Here is a 22732-nt window from a genome sequence, read left to right on the forward strand (position 1 = left end):
TACCACCAACTTCTATAGATTCCTAACTATAGTAACAACTTTATGTTTCATTCTTGTAACAATCACTTAACAATCGGGCTAACCAGGTCTAGTGTCATCTTTTTTGCTAAGTATCCTTTGTCAATCATCATTTGAATAGATAATTTTTTTTGGGATTCTCCAAATTGAAGGATTACACGATCACTTTCAATACGAATGATGTGTCCTTCCCCAAACTTAGTATGAATAATGGTTAGACCAACAATGAGACCACTGACATCGCGTATAGTATGTGGATTTTCAGGTTCCGGTTTGTTGATTATTAACTCTTTTTGACTCTGTTTTAGCAAAATGTTTCTCACTTCTTTAATAAAACGAGATTCAACCTTTTCTTTCCCATCTTTTGTTGCATAAGTTAACAATTCAAGATGATGTCTTGCTCTTGTCATCCCTACATAAAATAAGCGTCTGGCTTCTTCGAGTTTGTCTATATCACGCATATCTTCTTCCGAAGGGATTGTTCCATTATGACAATCGATCATATAAACTTGATCAAACTCCAACCCTTTCGCACTATGGAAAGTGGATAATGTTACTGCATTTGGATCTTTTGTTTTTTTTGCTTCTTGAGTAACAGCATCTAATTCTTTAATGCGTTTCGCAAATGCTTCCATTGTAGTATAAGGCTCAGCAATTTGCTCGAGTATGCGAATCATATCGAGTAACACTTCAATGCGAAATCCGAATTTTTCAGCACGACTCTGTAATACTTGTTCATAACCTAATTGTTCTTTAATAAGGCGGATAACGGTTTTAGGTCTCGCGTTCTTTATTTGCTCATATGTCTTTGCATACGTTAGTAGAGACTGCATTTGATAATCTTTTAATTGAACACTTCGGGAGAGTAGTTGAAATACATTACCTTGTTCTTCATTACGCTCAAATTTCCGAATTTGATCATTTGACAAATACAAATTAAACTTGCGTGCAATCTTTATAAAAATATCCTTACGTTCTAAATTAAAACTTAGACGCATGAAATTCAAAATATCTTCAACAATCCAATGAGAAAAAAACCGTTGATCGACATCTTTCATATAAAATGGGATGCCTCTTCGTTCAAGTTCACTTATATAAAGAATTGCACTCGCATTATTGCGAAATAGAATGGCCGCGCTTCCCGTATCTTTTAAATCGAGTAGACCATAAATGACATAACGCATTTGAGCTTGATCGTCATGTAATTGTTTTAATTGGATGTCCTGGCAACTGTTATTTTCTGTGAACATCTCTTTTTTGTATCGCTTTGTATTTCTTTTAATTAATTGATTTGCTACAGTTACAATATTTGGTGATGAGCGGTAGTTTTGTTCCATTTTAAGAATTTTAGCATTTGGGTAAGCATCTTTAAATTTAAGTAAATACGTCGGATCAGCAGCACGCCAGGAGTAGATAGTCTGATCATCATCTGCAACTACACATAAATTTTGGTGTGAGAAAACAAGCTGTTCGATGATTGCATGCTGAAGTCTTGATGTATCTTGACTTTCATCCGTTAGCACATAATCATACAAGTGCGAAAAAGAAACTTGCATGTTTTTATCCTTACATAAGGCTTCAAATGCAAGTACCAGTAAATCGTCAAAATCGAGCCATATATGCGACGGATTCCGTGTTTTAATTTCTTCATATTGTAAGGTTATGTTGACCGCTTCTTTATTTGGAAGCGATTCCTGATCCCACTGAATTTGAGGGACCATATTGTTTTTAATAAAACTTATGAAATGTGTTAATTCTTGCAATTGATCGTCCGAACAATCCTCATTCATTGCTTGTTTATATAAATCCTTCAAAATTTGTGATTTTGAAGGAACGTTTGAAATAGGTTTGCCCTCAATTAGAGTAAAAGTTATTCCTTGATTCCTCAAATATCGAGATGTGATTGAAAATGCTAAGCTATGAATCGTAGAAAATTCTACTTGAGCTAATGAAGGAAAAAACTGGTCATACCGTAATTTCATATCCTGTGCTGCTGCACGACTAAAAGTAATCGCTTTAATTCGTTTTGCGGATACACCTTTTTCTTCTATTAAATAGCCGATACGCATAATTAATGTTGTCGTTTTCCCAGAACCTGGGCAAGCCAATAATAAAAGTGGTCCTTGCGTTTGTAGAATAGCTTTTTGTTGTATTTTATTCAAACGAACGTTATGAAGTTTCGCTTGTCTTTCAAAAAAATCAGTCATACTAAAACTCCTTTTTAACACAAAAAATCGCTATCTTAAGTAAGACAACGATTTAATATACTATATATTATAACAGAGCAATTATTTACTCACCAATATTCCTTCTTTTATAGAACGTCCCTTCACGCTTATCTTTAAGGCTTTATTGCCTTTAAAGGTTGACCAGTCTCTAAATAACTCTTTAAATTATCTTATGATCGCTGGCAAACCGTTACTTAAACCAACAAAAGTATTCGTTTCTTGAACAATAACTCCTTGTAACAACTCCCCAATTAAATTCACTAGTTGTCAAAGCTTCCTAAAAACGCGTTTGTTGTGGATAAATAGGTCGTATAAGTCAAGGGTTAATTTGTCATTTTCTTACCTTGCAACATTTAATTTTAAATTGAATTTGCTGAGTCGATTCTTTATAAATTGTATATTCAGCAATTCTTCCAGAAATTCTTTTTTAAGATCATAATATGATGGTCGTTGCATGTATTTTTAAAAAACTCCGTTTTACTCCGCATTTACCCTAGCTCTGTCTACTTTATTTCCATATTATAAAAACAATCATTTAGAAAGGTGGTGTTATCAATGGGCTATGGTGGTTACGGTCCTTACGGTCCTTGCCCTCCTGGTTATGGAGTTGGACCCGGTCCAGTTCGTCCAAGTCACGGGAATACGTTTGCATTAATTATTGTACTCTTCATCTTGTTAATAATTATTGGAGCTACTTTTGTTAAATATTAAAGTCATGAACAAAGACAAGTCATAATATATGATTTGAGACCTAATTGGTCGTTCTATTTTAACATTGTACTTTGAGCGCTTACTTGCGCTCAATTTTTTTGTTTATTTATATCCATATTTGTTGAGTTAGATTCTTCCTTTAGTACAGAGATAGAATAATTGACTAATGTTTTTTTTTCAAAAATGAATAAAAACTATATGAAGCAATCCCACAATTTAAGCTAGGCGTACTTATGGGTAGGCAGGACAAGCTACGGTTGAAAATTCTTTATCTTTATTAGTAGGGACTATTGCGATGCAATTGTCATAAATTAACCATTGTACAAACACATTCTACTGAAGAATTTAAACAAGCATGCATAAACGCATCAAATGCAGATGTCATATTTTTAATAGGTGGGGATAGAAAATGTTAATGAATTCCCCATCATTGGATTACTCCCTAGTGGCACCTGTAATGATTTTGCAAGGACTTTAGGAATTCCTCTTTCTCTTGCGGAAGCCGCAAGAGCACATGTCAATGGAGATACTAAACACATTGATATTGCACAAATCAATAACAATCTATTTATTAATTTTGTATCGGCTTAATTACCGAAGTTTCCGAGAATATTCACCCTGATTGAAAAGAGCAATATGGAAAGTTAAGCTATTTTATGAGTGCCTTGCAATTTGGTAAACAGAGTGAACCATTTTCACTTCACTTTGAGATTGATGGTATTTCATAAAATGAAGACAGTAATATTATTAGTCATGAACGGAAATTCTATTGATATGTATTCCTTCCCACTCGACACCATTAATCCAAGTGACGGACAACTGAAGGTACTATTAATTCAATAACCACAATACTAGCCATTCGCGAATGGTTATCACTTACTCACCCCGATACTCTCCCGAATAAATTATCAAATGTCTCCCATTACACTGGAAAGCATATAGTTATTCATACAGTTGAACCTAAAAATTGGTACCGATGAAGAAATATATTTAAAAATACCTATTGAGATTCGAGTTAAGCCAAATTTTATAAGGTTCTTAGATCCAAATGAAAATAAATATAAAAGCAGCTACCAAAAGACGGAAACTGCTTTTATATTTATTAAAACTATAGTGATTAGTTAATCTTTGTAAGGAACCTTATTTAGTTTACATAATATTATTATTTATTCGCGACGTGAACTTTAAGTAACTTACCTTTAATTGTTGTATCTCTCATTAATTTCAAAACAAGAGAACCTTTTCCGTTTAATATTTCTACATACGAAACATTATCTTGAATGGTGATGATGCCTATATCTTGTGATGTTAATCCATCCAGTTTTGCAATAGTACCTACAAAATCAACGGCACGAATTTTCTTCTTCTTGCCACCGTTAAAATACAATTTCGTGATATCTTCATTCAACTGCTCTTTTTTATCCACTTTAATTTCAGGCTCTTCATTCATTTTTTGCTTAAATTCTGTTCTCGCTATTACCACATCTTGTTTTGATGGAGCATCTTTTTGATCAATATTAAAACCAATATATTTTTCAACTGCAGCAAGGAATTTGTCTTCATAAGGCGTTACAAGAGTAATTGCTTTACCTACTTCTCCAGCTCTTCCTGTTCGACCTGTACGGTGAACATAGCTTTCTTTTTCAAGTGGCATATCATAATTAATTACATGTGTAATACGATCAATATCAATTCCCCGTGCAGCAACATCAGTAGCAACTAAATAACGGAAATCCCCACGTTTAAAATCATTCATGACATTAAAACGTTCATTTTGTTCCATTCCACCATGAATTTTATCTACTGTATAACCTTCTTCATCTAATAAATCTACTAATTGATCGACATTATCTTTTGTTCTACAAAAAATGATGCAGCTATCAGGATTTTCCACTACCGTAATGTCTTTTAACAAAGCAAATTTTGCTGCTTCTTTGACAACATATACGGAATGTTCAATATGCTCATTCACTTGCTCGGTTTTTTCAATTTCAATGTCCAGTGGATTGTCCATATATTTGTGACAAAGTTTTTCTACGTCTTTTGGAAGTGTTGCAGAAAATAACATGGTTAAACGTTTTTTCGGCAAATGTGTAATAATGGATTCTACAAGTTCAATAAAGCCCATGCTCAACATTTCATCTGCTTCATCAATAACTAAAATTTCCACTTTACTTAAATCTAATGTATGTCGTTCTATATGGTCCATTACACGTCCAGGAGTCCCTACTACAACATGCGATTTTTGTTTTAATTCTGAACGTTGATAAGCAAAAGGTTGTTTACCATAAATAGCCGTTGCTTTTATTCGTTTAAAACGCCCAAAACTCATAATGTCTTGTGATACTTGCATAGCTAACTCACGTGTCGGTGTTAAAACTAATGCTTGAGGTTTGTTTTCATCCCAGTCTACGATTTCACAGATGGGAATACCGAATGCTGCTGTTTTCCCACTACCAGTTTGAGATTTTACAGATACATCTCTTCTAGTTAGTGCAACTGGAATAACTTTAGTTTGTACTTCTGTTGGGGCCGTAAATCCTAATCCTTCTAATGCGCGAGTAATGTCATCTGAAATACCGAAATCTTTAAAGTGTATGTTTGTCATTTAGCTCTCCCTTTATATAAGAGTATTGAAACTCTTCTTTGTTCCTTTAGTATAACAAGGAATTAGCTGAATAGATTAAAACAGAAAACTATGTTATAATGATAAAATAATAACTTCATAATGCGTCAATGGATTCATGAGAATTATTTGGCTCTTATTGAGCATTTTTTATTCGAATTGAAATCAGTGTTATAGAAATGGGGAATTCAAATGACGTTTCAAAAACATGAAAAAATAGTATCCGAATTTGTTCAAGCTCGAAGAATTAGAGAAAAAATCTCATTTGTTCGTCGTGATGTAGAAGTTGAAGGTACAATTTTCAAAATACTGGAAAATTCTTGTATTGTTGAAATTTCTCAAGACGATGCCAAAAAGATTGGTGCAGCTTCAAACTTAACTGTAGTATCACATAAAAAATATAAAGTATTCTCTTAATCAAAAAAAAAAAGGTAAAGCGAGTAATTCATTAACTTGGATTACTCGCTTTATTTTTTTAGTTTTTTTCCACAGGGTAAGTTGTTATCCAATCACTGTAACTTCCTACATATAATTTAACTTTTGGATACCCAGCTTCTTTTAACATCGCATACAACGGAGCGGCTGTTACACCACTTCCACAATATACAGTAATATCTTCATTTTTACTTACAACGGATGTTAACACTGGTAAAGCTAATTCAATATCTTTAAACTGTCCCTGTTCTTTTAGCAATTCCCAGTCCAAGTTTCTAGATGATGGAATGTGGCCAGCTACAGCATCAATAGGTTCATGATGACCTGCATATCTTTCCGCTGAACGGGCATCTAGAAGAACCCCTTGTTTACTTTCAGTAACGTCCTTTACTTGCTGACGAGTTGAAAATATATTTTCATTCCATTGAAGTGCTAGGGAAGAAATACTATTACTTGCCTTGTCAATTGTAACTTTAAATCCTATATTAACTAATGCTTCATACCCTTCTCTAACCAAAGTGATCTTCGGGAAACCAGCATAACTAAACAACCAATAAGCACGAGGGGCAAACGGCATTCCGCCCTGGTCATATATCACAATATGATCTGTATATTCAAATCCATGAGCTTCAAAAAGATTTTTGATGATTTCTTTATCTGGAAGAGGATGACGTCCAGCTGTTTTATTCATATCTGATAAGTCTTTTTCAAGATCAAGATAAACAGCTCCGAAAAGATGTCCTTCGTCAAACATCTTCTTACCGGCTTTTACGTCCTGTAATGAAAATCGAGTATCCACCCACCGAACAGTTGAATCTTTTAAGTCTTTTGCAGATTTCCAAACTTCTCCCAAAACGTCACTCTCCTTTAGATAATTTCTCGTATACAACTTTCCACTCTTCTAGTCGGTTACTTTCTTGCATGGCAATGCGTTGCGATTCGATTTGTTGTATCGATTCATGAAGTAAATGTTGTCTTAAACCTTCCGCTTCTAAATCTATCACATGCGAAGCCCATTCACGTAAACGGGTATTTTGTTGTGATAAATATATTTCGGCATCCGGTTTTGTTGCTGTTTGAAGAGCATCTCTTAGCTTTTCTTTATCATTTTTTTCAAAGAATGACTTATTATTTTTATAATAAGATTTCACATGTACATAAGGTGTTGAATCTTTAAAAGGTCCTTCAAATTCAAGTAATTTCTCTTCTGTCATTTCATATGGTACAAACGAAAAACTACTATTGGTTTCTTTTAATTCAAGAATGTCATCTTGTTGACGTAGCTTCAAAGCTTTGCCTATCCACTGATTTAGACGGAAATTTGTTACCCGCATTTCTTGTTCAAAATCAAAACTTAACATAGCAAGTGTTTCTTTCAATGCAAAATCTAGCGCATCTGCTGAAGTTTTGTTAGCAAATACTGACGGATTGTATGATTCTTTAAAGAAGTCAGGGTATCTGTAATACACACGCTGTAAAACATAATACAATAGTTCATCTAATTCTTGGTAAGTATTTTTAATGACAACACTCGCTGATGAACTTACAAAACGTTGACGAACCTTTTGTTCCAATTGACGAAGTTCTTGCAAACGATCTTCTTTTCTTAGTAAGTTCGCTTCGGTTTGACTTATTAAAGAAGCTAAACGACCTACTGTCTTTTCCGTTTCTTCAGCTAATGATAAAATGGCCATTGCTTTTAAATCTTCAGTTAAGAAGTGTTGAAACGAATGCTCAAAAACGTTCATACCTGAATTTAAGTTTATCGATTCTTCTTTTTCTTGTAAGGCTTGTAAACTAGAAACTCCATAAACTCTTGGGAAGCGAATACTAAATTTTTGCAGTTCAGTCGTTACATAGTTTTTCACATCTTCGGCTTCGGCTTCGTTTTCGGCTAAGTCAATTGCATTTACAATAAAGAACATTTTATCTAACTCAAATGCATCTTTTACACGACCCAATTGAATTAAAAATTCACGGTCTGCACGTGCAAATGCGTGATTGTAATACGTAATAAAGAGGATGGCGTCAGCATTTCTAATATAATCAAAAGCGACACCCGTATGTCTAGCGTTAATTGAATCCGCACCTGGAGTATCGACCAAAGTTACTCCCATCCTAGTTAAGAGACAATCATAATAGAAATCAACGGTATCAACAAAACAGCTTTTATTTTCTTGTGCTACAAATCCTTCAAATTCGTTTCGTCCTACTCGCAAAGTATTTCCTAATTGGTCTTTAAAAGTAGGATATCCCTCTTTAAATGCTCTAATAAACGCTTTATGCACTTGCAATCCTTCATTTTGTAAAGGTAATCCTTCTACCTTATCCGCTTTTGCGTAAGCTTCATCTAAAGAATCAACTTCAATTCCTATAGCTTGAAACGATGAAACAACATCCGTTAAGAATTGATCATGCGTTTTCAACTTAACATCAGCGGTTTCATGCGGATGATTTTCTGTAACAGGACGAATTTTATTAATTGCTGCAGTCGTAGGGTTAGGTGAAACGGGTAAGACATTTGCACCCATCAACGCATTAGAAAAAGACGACTTTCCTGCACTAAATGCACCAAATAAAGCAATTGTGAAATCTTGATTCTCTAAGCGTTGTGATTTTGTTTGCAAATATCGAGAGACTTCAGAAAAACCTTGAATATGTTCGATTTGATTCGCAATATATTTCGCACGTGATAGTGTCTCTTTTAATGGAACAACTTCAGTTTGATGATTCTCAACTATTTCTTCTACTGAGGTTTCTACACTTTTGGTTACCTTGATCATAGATGGATTAAATGGAACCATTTGTTGTTCTGCTAACAAGTGATCTACTGCCCAATTCTTCACTAATTCTATCGAAACATTCTGTATATTGTTTGATGGAGTTGACCATTCTTTATGAAAATGATCAAGTTGCTTGTTTAACTGTTCGAGAGTTTCAATTGCTAATACTTTTTCTTGATAGGCATGAGATTTAGTATCTGCTTGACCTGATTCATCTTCAGGCAAGTCATCAATACATTTAGCTTGCTTTGTTTTCCATCCGTCTGTTTGTTGAACAAACCATTTTTTTGTCGTATCGGCTACTCGATTAGCAAAGTTTAATACTGAGTCAGCTGTAACAAGCGTCCCTTTTTTTATTTGCTCATCAATTAAGTATAAAGGTGGATGAAATTTTATTTGATCTATGGTTAGCGATTGTTCATCACTCAATAATCCAACATCTTTTAACGCCTGTTTCATTAATGAACGCATGTGACCGGAAATTTGAGATTGAATAACTACATCATACTCTCTTTCAACTAGCTGTCCACGTATGCTTCTTTCTTCTTCTGTCTTCTTCCCACTAAAGAAAAGTCCAACTTTGAAATTTTCTTGTTTGGCTTCTAAATAAGTTTTTAATTTATCACGTAATTCATATGGCATCATGTTCGCATTGTCGAGTAGTTTTTTTCGAGTAACTTCAAACGAATCAACCCAAACTTTTGAAGTAAGTAAAGTTGATTGCTTTTTATAATGAGCGGCCGTTTTACGGATATCGTCTCTCATCGCCCATTCTTCGTCAGACAACACACTCGAGAATGTTTGTTGGCACTCTTCTTTTTCACTTTGTAAATATTCGATATGTTCATCATGTAATTTTTTCAACGAGTTATTTGAAGAAATCACTAATTGTTGTTGCCAATTTGTCATGCTGTATGTCAGGATTCGTTGAACTTCCTTAAAATCATTAAATACGTGATTGCTATCTTTTAGCGAAGTGAAAAAGATATCTTTAGGAATGACACCCCATGCTTTAAATGAAGAATGTACTGATTCTTTAAATTTCTCAAAAGTTAGTTCATTTTCACGGTGTTTATCAATTTGGTTAACAATTAAATATACATTGTCATTGTATTTCATGAGTTGTTTTGTAAATCCGAAGTTCAATTCAGATTGTACATGGTTATAATCCATCATATAGAACACAATATCTGCTAGATGGAGGGAAGATTCTGTTGAAATACGGTGAGCATCATCGGTGGAGTCTACTCCAGGAGTATCCATAACGGTAATTCCTTCCGGTAATACAGAAGATTCATGCCCTATTTCGATTTGAGAAACTGCATCCCCATCTTTGCAAAATTCTTTAACTGTTTCAAAATCGTAGTTTCCTGAAAATTTAACCGGTTGTTGATTTTGCATGTACACAATAGCAAAATTTTCTTTTGCTTTATGTATTTTTACGATATTTGCACTTGTCGGAATTGGACTAGACGGTAGTAGCTGTTCTCCGGTTAAAGCATTGATCATACTTGATTTCCCCGCTGAAAAATGCCCAGCAAACCCGATAGTAAATTCACGATTCATTAATTTTTGAGCAAATAATAAGGTTTTGTTTATTCGTTCCACATCATTCGCTTGTTGAAATAAGGTATAAGCTTGGGCTGTTTTATGTAATGTTTGTTCTATTTTGTCATCAAATGATTGCATACGCTCTTTAACTCCTTTATTCAAAACTATTACTATCATATCATGTTTGAAACAGCTCATCACATAGGAATACCCAGTAGCAGAGATTTTGTGAATTTAAAAGGTTGCTCAAATTCATAGTTAAATGGTATGTTTTATAGCGGATTACATTTAAGGGAGGCAAATTATGAAGAATTTCATGAAAAACCAGCGATTTGTATTAATCACTGGCATAATCTCTATATTTCTATTAGCTGCGTGCACAAACGATAGTGGTTCAAGTGAATCACAGAAATCTACTGCATGGGATAAAATTCAAGATCAAGGTTCATTGAAAGTAGCTACATCTGGCACTCTTTTCCCAACTTCTTACCATGAAGGAGATTCAGATAAGTTAACGGGATTTGAAGTGGAAGTTGTACGTGAAGTCGCAAAACGTTTAGAACTTGAAGTGAATTTTACAGAGCTTGGTTTTGATGAAATGCTGACAAGTGTTAACACAGGTCAAGTAGATTTGGCAGCAAATGATATTGAAATTTCAGAAGATCGTAAAGAGAAATTTATTTTTTCCATACCATTTAAACATTCTTACGGAATTGCAGTCGTACGCAAGGATGATTTATCTGGAATCGAAAAATTAGAAGATTTGAAAGGTAAAAAAGCAGCAGGTGCTTCGACTTCTGTCTATATGGAACTTGCTCGAGAATATGGTGCGGAAGAAGTTACCTATGATAATGCTTCAAATGAAGTATATTTGCGTGACGTATCAATCGGTCGTACCGATGTTATATTAAATGATTTCTATCTATCATCTCTTGGCGTTGCTGCATTTCCTGATTTGAATATCACGGTTCACCCTGATATTAAATACAGCCCTTCTGAAGTTGGGTTTGTTATGAATAAAGAAAATACAGAGCTTGAAAAAAACGTTAATCGAGTAATTGAAGAAATGTTAGAAGATGGAACAATTTCAACACTGTCAGCTGAGTTCTTTAACGCTGATGTTACTCAAAAGGCTGACATTGATTAATAAAACCCGGGAGAATTACTGATGAATGAAATTAAATGGGGACTCCTCTTTGATCCTCAATTAGCTATAGATGCTTTTCCCTATGTTCTCGGTGGAATTTGGTATACGCTCTTAATCTCGCTTGTCAGTATGATGATTGGGTTAGTCATCGGTTTTTTCCTTGCTCTTGCACGTACATCTAGATTCACTATATTACAGTGGCCAGCTAGATTATATATCTCATTTATGCGCGGTGTCCCAATTCTCGTTATTTTATTTTTGTTATATTTCGGATTTCCAGTCATCGGAATCGAATTTTCGGCCGTACAAGCTGCTATGATTGGCTTCAGTTTAAACAGCGCTGCATACATTGCTGAAATATTGCGTTCTTCCCTATCGTCGGTTGATATTGGGCAATGGGAATCATCAAAAGCACTTGGACTTTCTTACTGGCAATCGATGAAAAGAATTATTTTGCCACAATCTATAAGAATTGCCATTCCCCCACTATCAAATGTGTTGATGGATTTAATTAAAGCTTCTTCTCTTGCAGCCATGATTACGGTACCTGAAATGTTTCAAAAAGCACGTATAGTAGGTGCTCGAGAATATGATTTATTAACACTTCTAATTCTTGTGGCACTTATGTATTGGGCAATTTGTTCTGCGATGACTGTCCTACAAAACTATTTAGAAAAACGTTATACAAAATATCTATAAGACCTAAGAGGTACCTTGTGTATCTCTTTTTTTGTTCCCTACAATTACTAAACAAAAAACCACCTCGCTTAAAAGCGTAAAAGATGCTTAGCGAGATGGTTTTTAATATTTTTTTATTGAAAAAATTATAAGACTTTACTTAAGAATGCTTTAGTTCGCTCATGTTGCGGATCATTAAATATTTGGTCGGGTATTCCTTCTTCTACGAGGACCCCTTGATCCATAAATAAAACCCGGTCTCCCATTTCTCTTGCAAAGCCCATTTCGTGCGTTACAACAACCATGGTCATACCTTCATACGCAAGTTGTTTCATAACATCCAACACTTCGTTTACCATCTCCGGATCAAGTGCAGAAGTAGGCTCATCGAATAGCATAATTTTAGGTTGCATGGCTAATGCCCTCGCTATTGCCACTCGCTGCATTTGACCTCCAGATAATTGTTCGGGATAAACATTTGCTTTATCACGTAGTCCTACTTTTTCCAGTAATTCATAAGCTAGTTTTTTAGCATCTGCTGGGTTCATTTTTCTGATTTTAATTGGTGCAATTGTGATATTTTCCAACACCCGCATATGCGGAAAGAGATTAAACTGTTGAAAAACCATCCCTACTTCTTTTCGAATGGCATTAATATCTGTTTTGGAATCATTTACTTTTACACCATCAATAAAGACTTCACCTGCAGTAACCTCTTCTAACATATTAATACATCGCAAAAATGTACTTTTTCCTGAGCCACTTGGGCCAATTACACAAATAATTTCTTTTTCCTTTACTTCATAATCAATGCCTTTAAGCACTTCTAGTTTGCCAAACGATTTATGCAATCCATTGATTTTAATCATCTGTTCACCTTCCTAATCGTTAACGCCGAGTTGAGAACATTCCTTTTTTCTGTTTAGGAACAAAACTATTACTAAAGCGCTTTTCTATATAAGTAATAATTTTTCCGAATACATATGTTAGGCATAAGTAAAGGATTGCAACGGTAATATAAGGTTCCCAAAAGCGTTGATAGGCACCCGCAACTACTTTACCTGCATATAATATATCACTTGCTGCAATTACAGTTACTAGAGAAGAATCTTTTAACAAGGCAATTAATTCATTTCCAAGTGGTGGAATCATTCGACGCAACGCTTGAGGTAAAATAATATGTCTCATTGCTATATTATTTGGCATGCCTAGTGATCTTGCTGCTTCCATTTGACCTTTTTCAATCGACTGAATCCCAGCACGGATAATTTCTGCATTATATGCAGCACTATTTAAAATAAGTGCAACTGAACCTGATACAAAATAACCTAAAGAGTGCCCGAAAATTCCAGGTATTATGGCTAAATGTATTAGTAGAATTTGAACAAGCAACGGTGTGCCTCGAAAGAAATCGACAAAGTACTTACTTGGGTAATAAACCCATTTTTTCTTTGAAAGCTTACCCATTCCAATAAATAAACCTAATACAATGCCTCCTAGATAACCGACAATTGTAAGCCCTAATGTAACCCAAATCCCTCTAATAAATAATTCTCTGTAATCCCAAATTATGTCCCATCTTATTTCGGGGAAATCCAATTCAATCACCTCCATTACTCAGTAAGATGTAAGTTAATAAATTCGAATTTTGAATAGTTATTCTACATCAAACCCAGTGATTTCTTTTAATTTCCCATTTGCTTTTATTTTTTCAATTCCTTCGTTTAATAATTCGATTAACTCTACATTTCCTTTTTTAACCATTAATCCATAATACTCTTTTTCAAAAGTATCATCTTCAACTGTTTTCAATTTTACATCCGGATTATTTTTTACATATTCATTTATTACTGCGTTGTCTCCAATAGCAGCATCTGCATTTCCGTTAATCATTTCACTGATTGCTAGAGGCATTGATTCAGGAGCGACAATTTTAGAACTCGTCTTTCCAAGTAATCCTTTTACTACTTCATGACCCGTGGTATTAATTTGTACAGAAATTCTCATATCTTTCAAGTCATCAAATTTAGTAACAGTTGAATCTTCCGGTACAAGAATTAATTGATTTGCCGCGTAATAAGGTTCAGTAAAGTCAAATGTTTGTTTTCGCTCGTCTGTAATCGTTATAGAGGATACAGCAAAGTCTACTTCCTCATTTTTTACTGCTGAGAATAATGGTTCCCAACCATAATTTTTAAACTCTACTTCAATACCTAATTCGTCTGCAATAGCATTAACGATGTCGATGTCTGTACCAACTATATTTCCGTCTTTATCCATATACTCCATTGGAGCGTACGTTGCATCTGTCGCGATTATATATTTCTTATCTTCCCCGGTATCCCCATTCTCACTTGTTGAGGTTCCTGTACCACACCCAAACAAAGCTAAACTTACACTAGATAAAATAATTCCAACTGAAAAAATACGTTTCAAACTTTTCAATGAGATGCCCCCTTATAATGTCCCTTTAATTATCCGAACAGTATTTTATTCTCTGAATATTTCGGATAATTATTTTAATTATATAGGAAGCTTATTGCCTATTCAATAGTAATAAATGGGGTGTCTTTTGAATTATTGTTAATAGATCCCTATACCAACACCTCTTTTATATATACATTATGCATAAAAAGGGAATTAAAATGAAGAACAATAATCACACTACTAGGAAGTGCAGGAGGACTTCCATTATTGATTACGGAATGAATCCAGGAGTCTTTCATTGAACTACTAAGACAGATTAATCAGAGAAAAAGCCAATTAAGTGGTGTATTGTTGAGCATGACATCTTGTTTTATAAGAATCGGCAAAGCTAACAAGGACGTTATACCACATGGTCACCTGAATATTTTTTGATCAGGCTACTCTAAGCTTTCCTTTGTTCATGAAGCATCATAATCCCCTCTTCTTCTATGAGAAAGTCTATGGACTTAAATTTAAGGAAACTTTAGGAAATAAACAATTTTATGGATGCTTAATACCTCTGTGGAAGTTTATACCTCTGTAAACTTTAAGATTGGAAGTCCGGTTCTTGTACAAGTTAAATGAAAATACTACTAAGTTAATCGATAAAAATTTAGAAGGATAAATTGTGGGATTTTGATATAAAGGTGTTTGACCCTCGAGATGCTGCTTAGACGGTCAGAATTTAGTCGGTGTATTAATGGTTTATCCGTGTAAGGAACGCGATATGTACAATTTATTCTCATTGTGTATTTTGGGTTTATACTTCTATTTGCTTACTACTCTGAGACCAATACCTAAATGCGCTTACTGCGTAGATGAACTGTTGGTAAAAACGGAGAACTTTTATTTTTAATGTATTATTTGACTGACTTTGTCATAAGAGAAAATGAACAGACAGACAGCCTGCTGCCTCAGCGAATGCAAAATCATCGAAAATCGGATTCGACAGACAAGTAACGCTCTTTGTGGTATATCTTAATTGCATTTAATATTTGTATTCGATTGCAATATAAAATCCAGCAACTAATTTAGTTACTGGATTTTTTCATTTATTGTTAGTGTGTTCTGAAATAAGTAGATGGTAAGATAAAGTAATTACTATTTAATCTTAGACACTTTCTTGATATACAGGTACCCATCCCTCTATCGTAACAAATATACGAATAGCAACAACTTTACGATCATCAGAAAGCGTAAAATAATGAAGAATATTTTCTGGTACTGAGATTAAATCACCTGGTACTAGATGTACTTCAAAAAATCGTTGATCTGCGGACTGAATAATAAATACACCATGACCACTCACAATGAAGCGAACTTCATCATCAGTATGATGATGTTTTCTTTGGAAGTTCTTTAGAAGATTGTCTAAATTAGGGTTAGAATCTGACAAGGAGATTATATCAGATGCTTTGTAGCCACGACGTTTTGAAATGTCTTCAATTTCCATTTCGAAAGCTACAAGTATTTCCTCTTTTTCATCATCACTTAGAGCGAATTTTTCGCGAAGGTTTAAAGGAAGTTTCTCAATGTCCCAATGTTCGTAAATAACTTCTTGTTGCTCCAAAAATGAAGCTACCTCATTTTGTTCTTCAATTACTTTGTTTGTTCCTTGAATTTTAATAATCGCCATTAAGATCTTCCTTTCTTATTTAACATTTAATTGATCCAACGTTAGTTGATATTGGAATAAAAACTCACAAGCTTCTAGTAGTTTTTTTGCTTCGAAACCATTTACTCCCCATACCGTAATCCCGTGATTTCTAATCAGTACAGCTCCTTTATCACTTTTGACATGTGATTGGAACTCTTCCGCCAATTTTGGGATTTCTCCGAAATTATGAATGATTGGAATACTTAGAACATCATCTTCCTGCCAAAGATTAAACGCTTTGATAAGTTCTAGACCTTTAAAGTCAATCTTCCCAGATCTCCCGTATAATTCAGAGATAACATTATTTGCAACAGTATGAACATGGAGACTACAACCAGCAGTTGAATTATTGTAGACGGCACAGTGTAAAAGTGTTTCAGCTGACGGGCGGAGATCACTAACTTCAACTGAACTCCCTTTGTTATCAACAACTAAGAAGTCTTTAGAAGTTCTTTTTCTCTTATCTTTACCACTGGCTGATACTAGGAATTGGGTTGGGCTATCGTTTACTTTAATAGAAAGATTCCCACTTGTTCCCATAAACCAATCCCGAGTAGCTAACTCATCTTTTATATCTGCTAGTTCATTCCACTTCTCCTGAAGTAGTTTCATGACTTCACACCCAATCGTGTCTCGATAATCGTAATTACATCATGAAAGCTTTCATATTTTTCGTAAGGCAGTCTTAACTCTTCACATTTTTCAACGAGAAAATCTCTTGCAATTACTATGTCTGCAAGTTTAGCCGCTTCTAGGTCTGTTATTGAATCTCCGATAACTATGCTAGTAGCATCTTTAGGAAGACGATTTCGCATGATAGACGGTTTGCAACAACCGCACCCTTGACTAGGACAAGTTTCATCACATCCAAAAGGGAAAATAATTTTAATAGTATCTTCAGAAAAGTCAGCTATGTTGCAATAGATGTCTTCAAAAGGACCATATGGCTCTAGAAGAGGTTTGACGAAAAAATCAATTCCTCCACTAACTATGTATAGCTGGATATTGTATTTCTTTGTAAAGACCACAAAAGACCCAAAACCTTCACGAATCTGCGCTTCTTTAAGTACGTATGATATTACTTCATCCTTTAGTGAAGACGGCAGCAGTGAAAACATCTTTCTAACTCCCTCTTCAATTGAAATATTTTGTGCTAAAATATTATCTTTTATTGATTCCCATTCAGGTGGATTAAACTTTTTCATAATATGAATAATGTTGTCCTGAGTCGTTATAGTCCCGTCAAAATCACAAAAAATAGTTAGATTTTTCATTTGTCACTTCCCCATAATTTAAGTGCTTCTCTCAATTCATTTTGTTCTTTAACTACTTCCGACAATTCTTTACCTTCTAAAACAGCATCAATTGCTTGTCTGAATGCTCGTCCACCAGCAGCTCCTCCCGATGGATGTCCGTGCACACCACCGCCAGCATTAATCACACAGTCAATTCCATAATCCTGAACTAGTAGCGGGACTAGCCCCGGATGGATACCTGCAGATGGAACTGGAAAAGTTCGTTTAAAAGTAGATTCTTTCGTCAATTCTTCAGCAATTGCAAGGGCTACATCTTTTTCTAGAGCTACACTACCATATGGTGATGGGAAGAGTGACAAGTCCGCACCTAAATAGCGTGTTAACTTCCCGAGGAGTAGTGGATTTGATAGCCCGTAAAATGAAGAAGAAGTGAAAGCTCCACTAAACGCTGGATGCGCCATGATCGGTAATTGAATTTCTTTGTCTTCAGCTAACTCTTGCAGGACATCAAGTCCATACGTATGAACATTAAATAGTAAGGCATCAGCCCCTATCTCACTCGCCCTCTTCGCCTTCCCTCTTAGTTCAGATGTTCTCCCTGTTAAATTAATTGCATACAAAGTTTTATGTCCAGTTTCTTCATATACTTGTTGTAAAACTTTTCTACCTCTTGTAATACGCTGTTCAAATGGAGTATGCTGATTTTCAAATAAAATCTCATCATCCTTAACAAGATCAACTCCCCCTAAAGCTTGCTCTCGTAATTGTGCTACCAAATAATCTATATCCCTACCAATTACTCCTTTAAAAATACTCATAACCAGTGGTCGTTCATGAACATTAAGAATAGTACGAATTCCCTCAATCCCGAACTTAGGACCCGGAAAATTACTTCCTAGTTTCTTTCCAAATTCTAAATCTAGTAATTTGACTTTACCGTCTAGAGACAGCTTTCCGAAAACAGTCGCCAAGATTGCTGGTATATCTGACGTGAAATTTGCACTAGGATAAGAAATTTTCACTTCTGCTTTAATTACTTCCGGTGTTATTTGGTAAGATTCGTCTACAAACTCTTTTATTGATACGACAGTACCTTTATGTTTTTTTAATTGTTGTTGTTCGAGCATCGGTAAATCCGTCCAAGATCCAATTGTTAAACCAAGTGCAATTCCTTCTGCCTTTTTCTCAAAAGAACCGGGCTTTCCAAAAAGCTGATAGCATGCTGTTATTTCGCTCATGTTGAACTCTTCTCCTTTTGTATGTATTAAACTCAGTTTTAATTTAGTTGACACAAAAAAACCTCATCATAATAAGAAGAGGTTAACAGGATAAACGTCTTCTTATCTCTCAGCAATAAGCTGCAAGAATTAGCACCGTGTCCAAAATTGAATCGGTTGCCGGGTATCATAGGGCTTGTCCCTCCACCTGCTCTAAATAAGAATAATTATATTAAATTAATTTTAGGATAAGAAAAATTTTTACATTAAACTATACAAGTACATGTGATAATAAAAAGCAGAAATCTCAACCTTTGTATTTAGAGAGGAGGAGTCGTTATTGAATAAAATGCCCAGCTTTTCTTAAAAATGAATTTGTTTGATTATTTCATCAATTAGATTGATTGTCAATCATTTATCAATATTTTTATTTCCCCGGAAATAGTTCACAGAATTTTCCGCCAAATATAGAATTGCCATGGAATATAAATACGAAATGAGCATTTTACACGTCAAATAAGTTTTATTTAAATAAAACTTAGAATAAGAAAAGGTATAAGCATGAACTTTTGACTGATGCAAAACAGCTTCATATGAAATATGTAATTTATCACACTTACACTAAATAGAGGAATTGATTTTAGCTCCTTTTTCTTATAATTTCTGCGTAAGAAAAATAACATTTTGAAAAATGAAATGCTCTCAGATTAATTACTTCATTTGAATTTTATTATTAAGTTTTATAAACACCATTCAATTTTTTCATAAAAATATGAATATGCCTTAAGAGTAGACCCTTTAAATAATAAATTATATCCTCTTTAAGGGTAACTTAACCATTGCATTATTAATTACTTATTGTAAATGACTTGGTACATCAGACGTTTCTTTATTTATTGTTTCGGTAAAGATATTCTCTTGAGAAAACGTTTGGTTCCCCAAATTTATTTTCCCAGATTGAATTAATTGAATCAGGTTTTGTATATCTTCTTTTGTTGCAGGACGTTTTGATTCTTTTAATAAATATCCTAATTGTCCACTAGACTCAATTGTTGCAATTTGAACATCATTAATTGAAGAAACACCAGATTGCCGAAGTCTGGCTTCTAACTTATCTACCGGTAGACGGAGCTTTTTTAAGTTCTTCTCGTTTAAAACACCGTTTTCAATTACTGGTAATGCTTTCCCTGACAGTGTTGTTTCAGCTATGTCAAATTTCACTTGAAAGTATTCCGTAATTATTAGACTTAATACCAATACAGATGCTACGCCAAAAGTTGTCCAGAGCCCTCTACCTGTTACAGGCTGAATAAGCAATGTACCAATTCCTATCATTATTACTGTTTGAGGAATCGTCATCTGAGATATTGATTTTCTACCACTAACCCTTAGGATTAATGTACCAATTACAAAAATGAGAACTGTTTGCCAAATTAAATTTAGATCCATACTTAAACTCCTTTCCAATTCAGATTAATACATTCGTTGGAATGTTCTTCTATGTGGAACTATAAGTAAATGCCCATGACAGCTACATTTTAATAATGAAAGTTATAACACTTACACTACACAAATTGTGTCATGAGCTACTTTTATATTATCGTTTAAGAATCCGTGCGATTAAGTTGAGTTTTTTTGTATTTTATTTTTCGAAAATTTGATGAATTACTTCATTCGGTTGACTATTATTTAAATTTTTATATATACAGCTTGCTGGTTTATCGCGCAATGTTTCGGAGAAAGCAATTGCTAATTCCGCTTCACCCGCTACATGTATTTCACTCCAACCACGACTTTTTTTCAGCTGCTCTACGTTTGTACCCATCTCCTTATAGAATCTGTACAAGTTTTCTCTAAGGCGTGATTCTAAGAAGTCTACTTTACTGCTCCCAATTACATGTTGACCATCAGGGTCCATGTTTTTCTCTTCCCCCCATTCTTCAAGATTCGCATCAAATATGTAGACCAATTCGTCTTTGATGGATCCCATAGCAGTGTCGAATATGCGAACTTCCCCAAAGCTTGGCAAGATAATTCCTGCTTCCGGATATGCTTTATACATATATTCCATCTCTTCAAGCACTGGATGGTCTTCCCAATGGAAGCTTGATTTCACAGGGACTTGCACATAATAAACTGACCACAGTGGAGGGTTCTCTGATGCAAAAATCACGACTCCTTTGTGCAAATCATTTCGATTATCTCCGATTTCATCCATTACTTTTTTCTTGAGTTTCTTAAAAGATTTCAATTCTGTATCATTATTGGAAGCTGCTAAATACTTGTCTAAATCCTTCAATCCGTTTTTCAAATGAATTTTCCATGCACCATTCAACTGTTCAGGATCCCCTGGATTAGTGTTCAAATAAACACTCAATACACTTCTCTCACCACTGTGATATTCTTTTAAATACTGAATTTCTTCTTTCAATCCCATAAGTCATGTAACCTCCTTAAATTCCTCTACATTAAAAGGATGCCCTTTAAGCACCAAGTTTATTACGAATTCTTAGATACAAGTTATAGATAATTCTGTATCTCCAGAAAGGCTTTTCTATATTTATTAAAAGTCTAATGAAAGAAGGTGTCATTCATCTCCAACTCTTTTTTGATGAGGATTTTTGTAAGGCATTGTTAAACCGTCTAAGTTTTTCGCTTCATACTATTCATTTTTTAACTTACTGGCATTATCCATTAAATAACTTACAAAAGTATCGTCTCTAACTAGCCAGGCTCCGTGATTTCTTTTTAAGTATTTTTCACCTTCTTCAAAACTCACATAAGTCGTATCAATTCTTTTTTTATTTTGTTCAATCACCCAATCTTGATCATTGACTTGATATAGAAAAAAGACTTCATTTATTTGGTTTTTATACAGAGAACCAAATTTAGACCGTTTCAAGTTATAACGATTTCGTTTCGCGTCTTCTCTGAGAGGATCTATGTGAAACGTTCCAACCACAAACTTCTTGTAGGCTTCATCAGTCAAAGAACAACCCGAAGCTTTTTCGTGGCCTCCACCACCGAACTTACCTGCTACTTCAGATACATCAATATGGTCGTGAACCGTTCTAAATCCTAATCGTTTTCCTCCTATATTTAATATGGCAATATAGTCAAGATGCGGATACTCTTTACCAAGTTCATTTCCAAGCTCAGAATGATATGATTCCGCGTAAACGATACCGGCATAATGTTCACCGACTTTAGACTGAACAAGTTCTCGCCTCTTCCGGCGAATATAACGTTCAATTTTATTATCTTCCATATCAAGTATTTTCTTTTCAAACTCATCAAAAAAGAAATGTTCGCTTGTCATAAGTCGGCTAATCATTTTTTCTTCAAATTCTTCAATTGACACTAAAAAAAAGAGTGCATTTAGGCGCTGTGCTTGAAAATTCTCGTTTTTCTCCCATTCCCAAGTATCATACTGTCTAACAAGCTCTACAAATTCCGACACAGATCCAGTTGGCTCCATTAGTTGATGCTCCACAAGAAATTGATAAAACAGAGAAGTTGCTGAAGTTAATTTTCCTTCGTCATCTTCTACTACCACATGCCCCCATTCATAATTATTAAAATGAAGAGCCGTCTTATGGTGATCAATCAATTGAACCTTTCCTTCAGCTTGAAAAAATGTATTAAGCTTCTTTTCATTCGCTTCATTTACAGATAAATCTGTAATAAATAAAAATGTATCCTTACTATCATTTTCCAAAAACCATTCTACTTCACGATTAAGACTCGCAACAGAATTGTATCTTACCTTCACCTGTTTACCAAAAGCGAGCTTTGCTAAAATACCACATCCAACTCCATCCAAATCACTATGGGACAACAGTTTTTTCATGTTTTCACCTCAAAATATAGTATGGTTTCAAAAGGGTTAAATTATTGATTAAAGATGATGTTTTTTTACTCAATCAATTGAGATATGTTACTAAAATATTGAAACTTTT

General features: G+C 34.5%; 19 protein-coding genes and 1 riboswitch. Of the genes, 5 read left to right on the forward strand and 14 right to left on the reverse strand.

From position 1 onward, the window contains the following. Positions 1–62: 62 nt before the first annotated feature. Positions 63–2225 (reverse strand): ATP-dependent helicase, encoded by a 2163-nt coding sequence (locus E2636_RS08680; protein WP_134209852.1) that lies wholly within the window; start codon positions 2223–2225, stop codon positions 63–65. 576 nt (positions 2226–2801) lie between these two features. On the opposite strand from E2636_RS08680, the gene E2636_RS08685 reads away from it, so the two are divergent. Further along, positions 2802–2957 carry a YjcZ family sporulation protein gene (locus E2636_RS08685; RefSeq protein ID WP_134209853.1) on the forward strand — a complete coding sequence of 52 codons (156 nt, stop codon included), beginning with the start codon at positions 2802–2804 and terminating at the stop codon, positions 2955–2957. A gap of 396 nt (positions 2958–3353) precedes the next feature. Then, the gene (locus tag E2636_RS19345) at positions 3354–3548 is read left to right on the forward strand and encodes a diacylglycerol/lipid kinase family protein (protein ID WP_243840753.1); all 195 of its coding nucleotides are present in this window, start codon (positions 3354–3356) and stop codon (positions 3546–3548) included. A 571-nt stretch (positions 3549–4119) separates the two neighbouring features. On the opposite strand, the gene E2636_RS08695 is transcribed toward E2636_RS19345, so the two are convergent. Further along, entirely contained in the window at positions 4120–5565 is a 1446-nt protein-coding gene (locus tag E2636_RS08695; RefSeq protein WP_134209854.1) for a DEAD/DEAH box helicase, read from the reverse strand. 210 nt (positions 5566–5775) lie between these two features. Here E2636_RS08695 and E2636_RS08700 point away from each other — a divergent pair, with 210 nt between their 5' ends. Continuing rightward, positions 5776–6000, forward strand: coding sequence for a DUF2187 family protein (locus E2636_RS08700; protein ID WP_017378627.1), 225 nt, complete (start codon positions 5776–5778; stop codon positions 5998–6000). A 58-nt stretch (positions 6001–6058) separates the two neighbouring features. Here E2636_RS08700 and E2636_RS08705 read toward each other — a convergent pair whose 3' ends face one another. Further along, the gene (locus E2636_RS08705) at positions 6059–6871 is read right to left on the reverse strand and encodes a sulfurtransferase (protein WP_134209855.1); all 813 of its coding nucleotides are present in this window, start codon (positions 6869–6871) and stop codon (positions 6059–6061) included. A 4-nt stretch (positions 6872–6875) separates the two neighbouring features. Continuing rightward, positions 6876–10490, reverse strand: a complete 3615-nt coding sequence (locus tag E2636_RS08710; RefSeq protein ID WP_134209856.1) for a dynamin family protein — start codon at positions 10488–10490, stop codon at positions 6876–6878. Between the two features lie 166 nt (positions 10491–10656). On the opposite strand from E2636_RS08710, the gene E2636_RS08715 reads away from it, so the two are divergent. Continuing rightward, positions 10657–11499, forward strand: a complete 843-nt coding sequence (locus E2636_RS08715; protein ID WP_134209857.1) for a transporter substrate-binding domain-containing protein — start codon at positions 10657–10659, stop codon at positions 11497–11499. Between the two features lie 18 nt (positions 11500–11517). Then, entirely contained in the window at positions 11518–12198 is a 681-nt protein-coding gene (locus E2636_RS08720; RefSeq protein WP_243840773.1) for an amino acid ABC transporter permease, read from the forward strand. 125 nt (positions 12199–12323) lie between these two features. Here the strand turns inward: E2636_RS08720 and E2636_RS08725 are convergent, their stop codons facing one another. From E2636_RS08725 to E2636_RS08770, 10 genes are all read right to left on the reverse strand, one after another. Then, positions 12324–13046 (reverse strand): amino acid ABC transporter ATP-binding protein, encoded by a 723-nt coding sequence (locus E2636_RS08725; protein ID WP_017378622.1) that lies wholly within the window; start codon positions 13044–13046, stop codon positions 12324–12326. A gap of 19 nt (positions 13047–13065) precedes the next feature. Further along, positions 13066–13776: an amino acid ABC transporter permease gene (locus tag E2636_RS08730; protein WP_134209859.1), complete on the reverse strand. Its 711-nt coding sequence runs from the start codon at positions 13774–13776 to the stop codon at positions 13066–13068. 57 nt (positions 13777–13833) lie between these two features. Continuing rightward, a complete protein-coding gene (locus E2636_RS08735; protein WP_134209860.1) occupies positions 13834–14622 on the reverse strand; it encodes a basic amino acid ABC transporter substrate-binding protein in 789 nt (262 codons plus the stop codon). A 1132-nt stretch (positions 14623–15754) separates the two neighbouring features. After that, positions 15755–16279, reverse strand: a complete 525-nt coding sequence (locus tag E2636_RS08740; RefSeq protein ID WP_134209861.1) for a cupin domain-containing protein — start codon at positions 16277–16279, stop codon at positions 15755–15757. 15 nt (positions 16280–16294) lie between these two features. Continuing rightward, positions 16295–16912 carry a methylthioribulose 1-phosphate dehydratase gene (locus E2636_RS08745; RefSeq protein WP_134209862.1) on the reverse strand — a complete coding sequence of 206 codons (618 nt, stop codon included), beginning with the start codon at positions 16910–16912 and terminating at the stop codon, positions 16295–16297. Continuing rightward, on the reverse strand, positions 16909–17574 hold the full coding sequence (locus E2636_RS08750; RefSeq protein WP_134209863.1) for a 2-hydroxy-3-keto-5-methylthiopentenyl-1-phosphate phosphatase: 666 nt from the start codon (positions 17572–17574) through the stop codon (positions 16909–16911). Before E2636_RS08750 ends, E2636_RS08745 begins: the two co-directional genes overlap by 4 nt. Next, positions 17571–18794 carry a 2,3-diketo-5-methylthiopentyl-1-phosphate enolase gene (locus E2636_RS08755; RefSeq protein ID WP_134209864.1) on the reverse strand — a complete coding sequence of 408 codons (1224 nt, stop codon included), beginning with the start codon at positions 18792–18794 and terminating at the stop codon, positions 17571–17573. Before E2636_RS08755 ends, E2636_RS08750 begins: the two co-directional genes overlap by 4 nt. A 99-nt stretch (positions 18795–18893) precedes the next feature. Further along, positions 18894–18997, reverse strand: a riboswitch (SAM riboswitch). Between the two features lie 631 nt (positions 18998–19628). Then, the gene (locus tag E2636_RS08760) at positions 19629–20222 is read right to left on the reverse strand and encodes a DUF421 domain-containing protein (protein ID WP_134209865.1); all 594 of its coding nucleotides are present in this window, start codon (positions 20220–20222) and stop codon (positions 19629–19631) included. 193 nt (positions 20223–20415) lie between these two features. Further along, positions 20416–21210, reverse strand: a complete 795-nt coding sequence (locus E2636_RS08765) for a VLRF1 family aeRF1-type release factor (RefSeq protein WP_017378614.1) — start codon at positions 21208–21210, stop codon at positions 20416–20418. Positions 21211–21435: 225 nt separating this feature from the next. Further along, complete coding sequence (locus E2636_RS08770; RefSeq protein WP_134209866.1) at positions 21436–22623, reverse strand: DHH family phosphoesterase; 1188 nt, start codon at positions 22621–22623, stop codon at positions 21436–21438. Positions 22624–22732: the final 109 nt, after the last annotated feature.

It is taken from the genome of Paenisporosarcina antarctica, from assembly GCF_004367585.1.
Lineage (GTDB): Bacteria > Bacillota > Bacilli > Bacillales_A > Planococcaceae > Paenisporosarcina > Paenisporosarcina antarctica.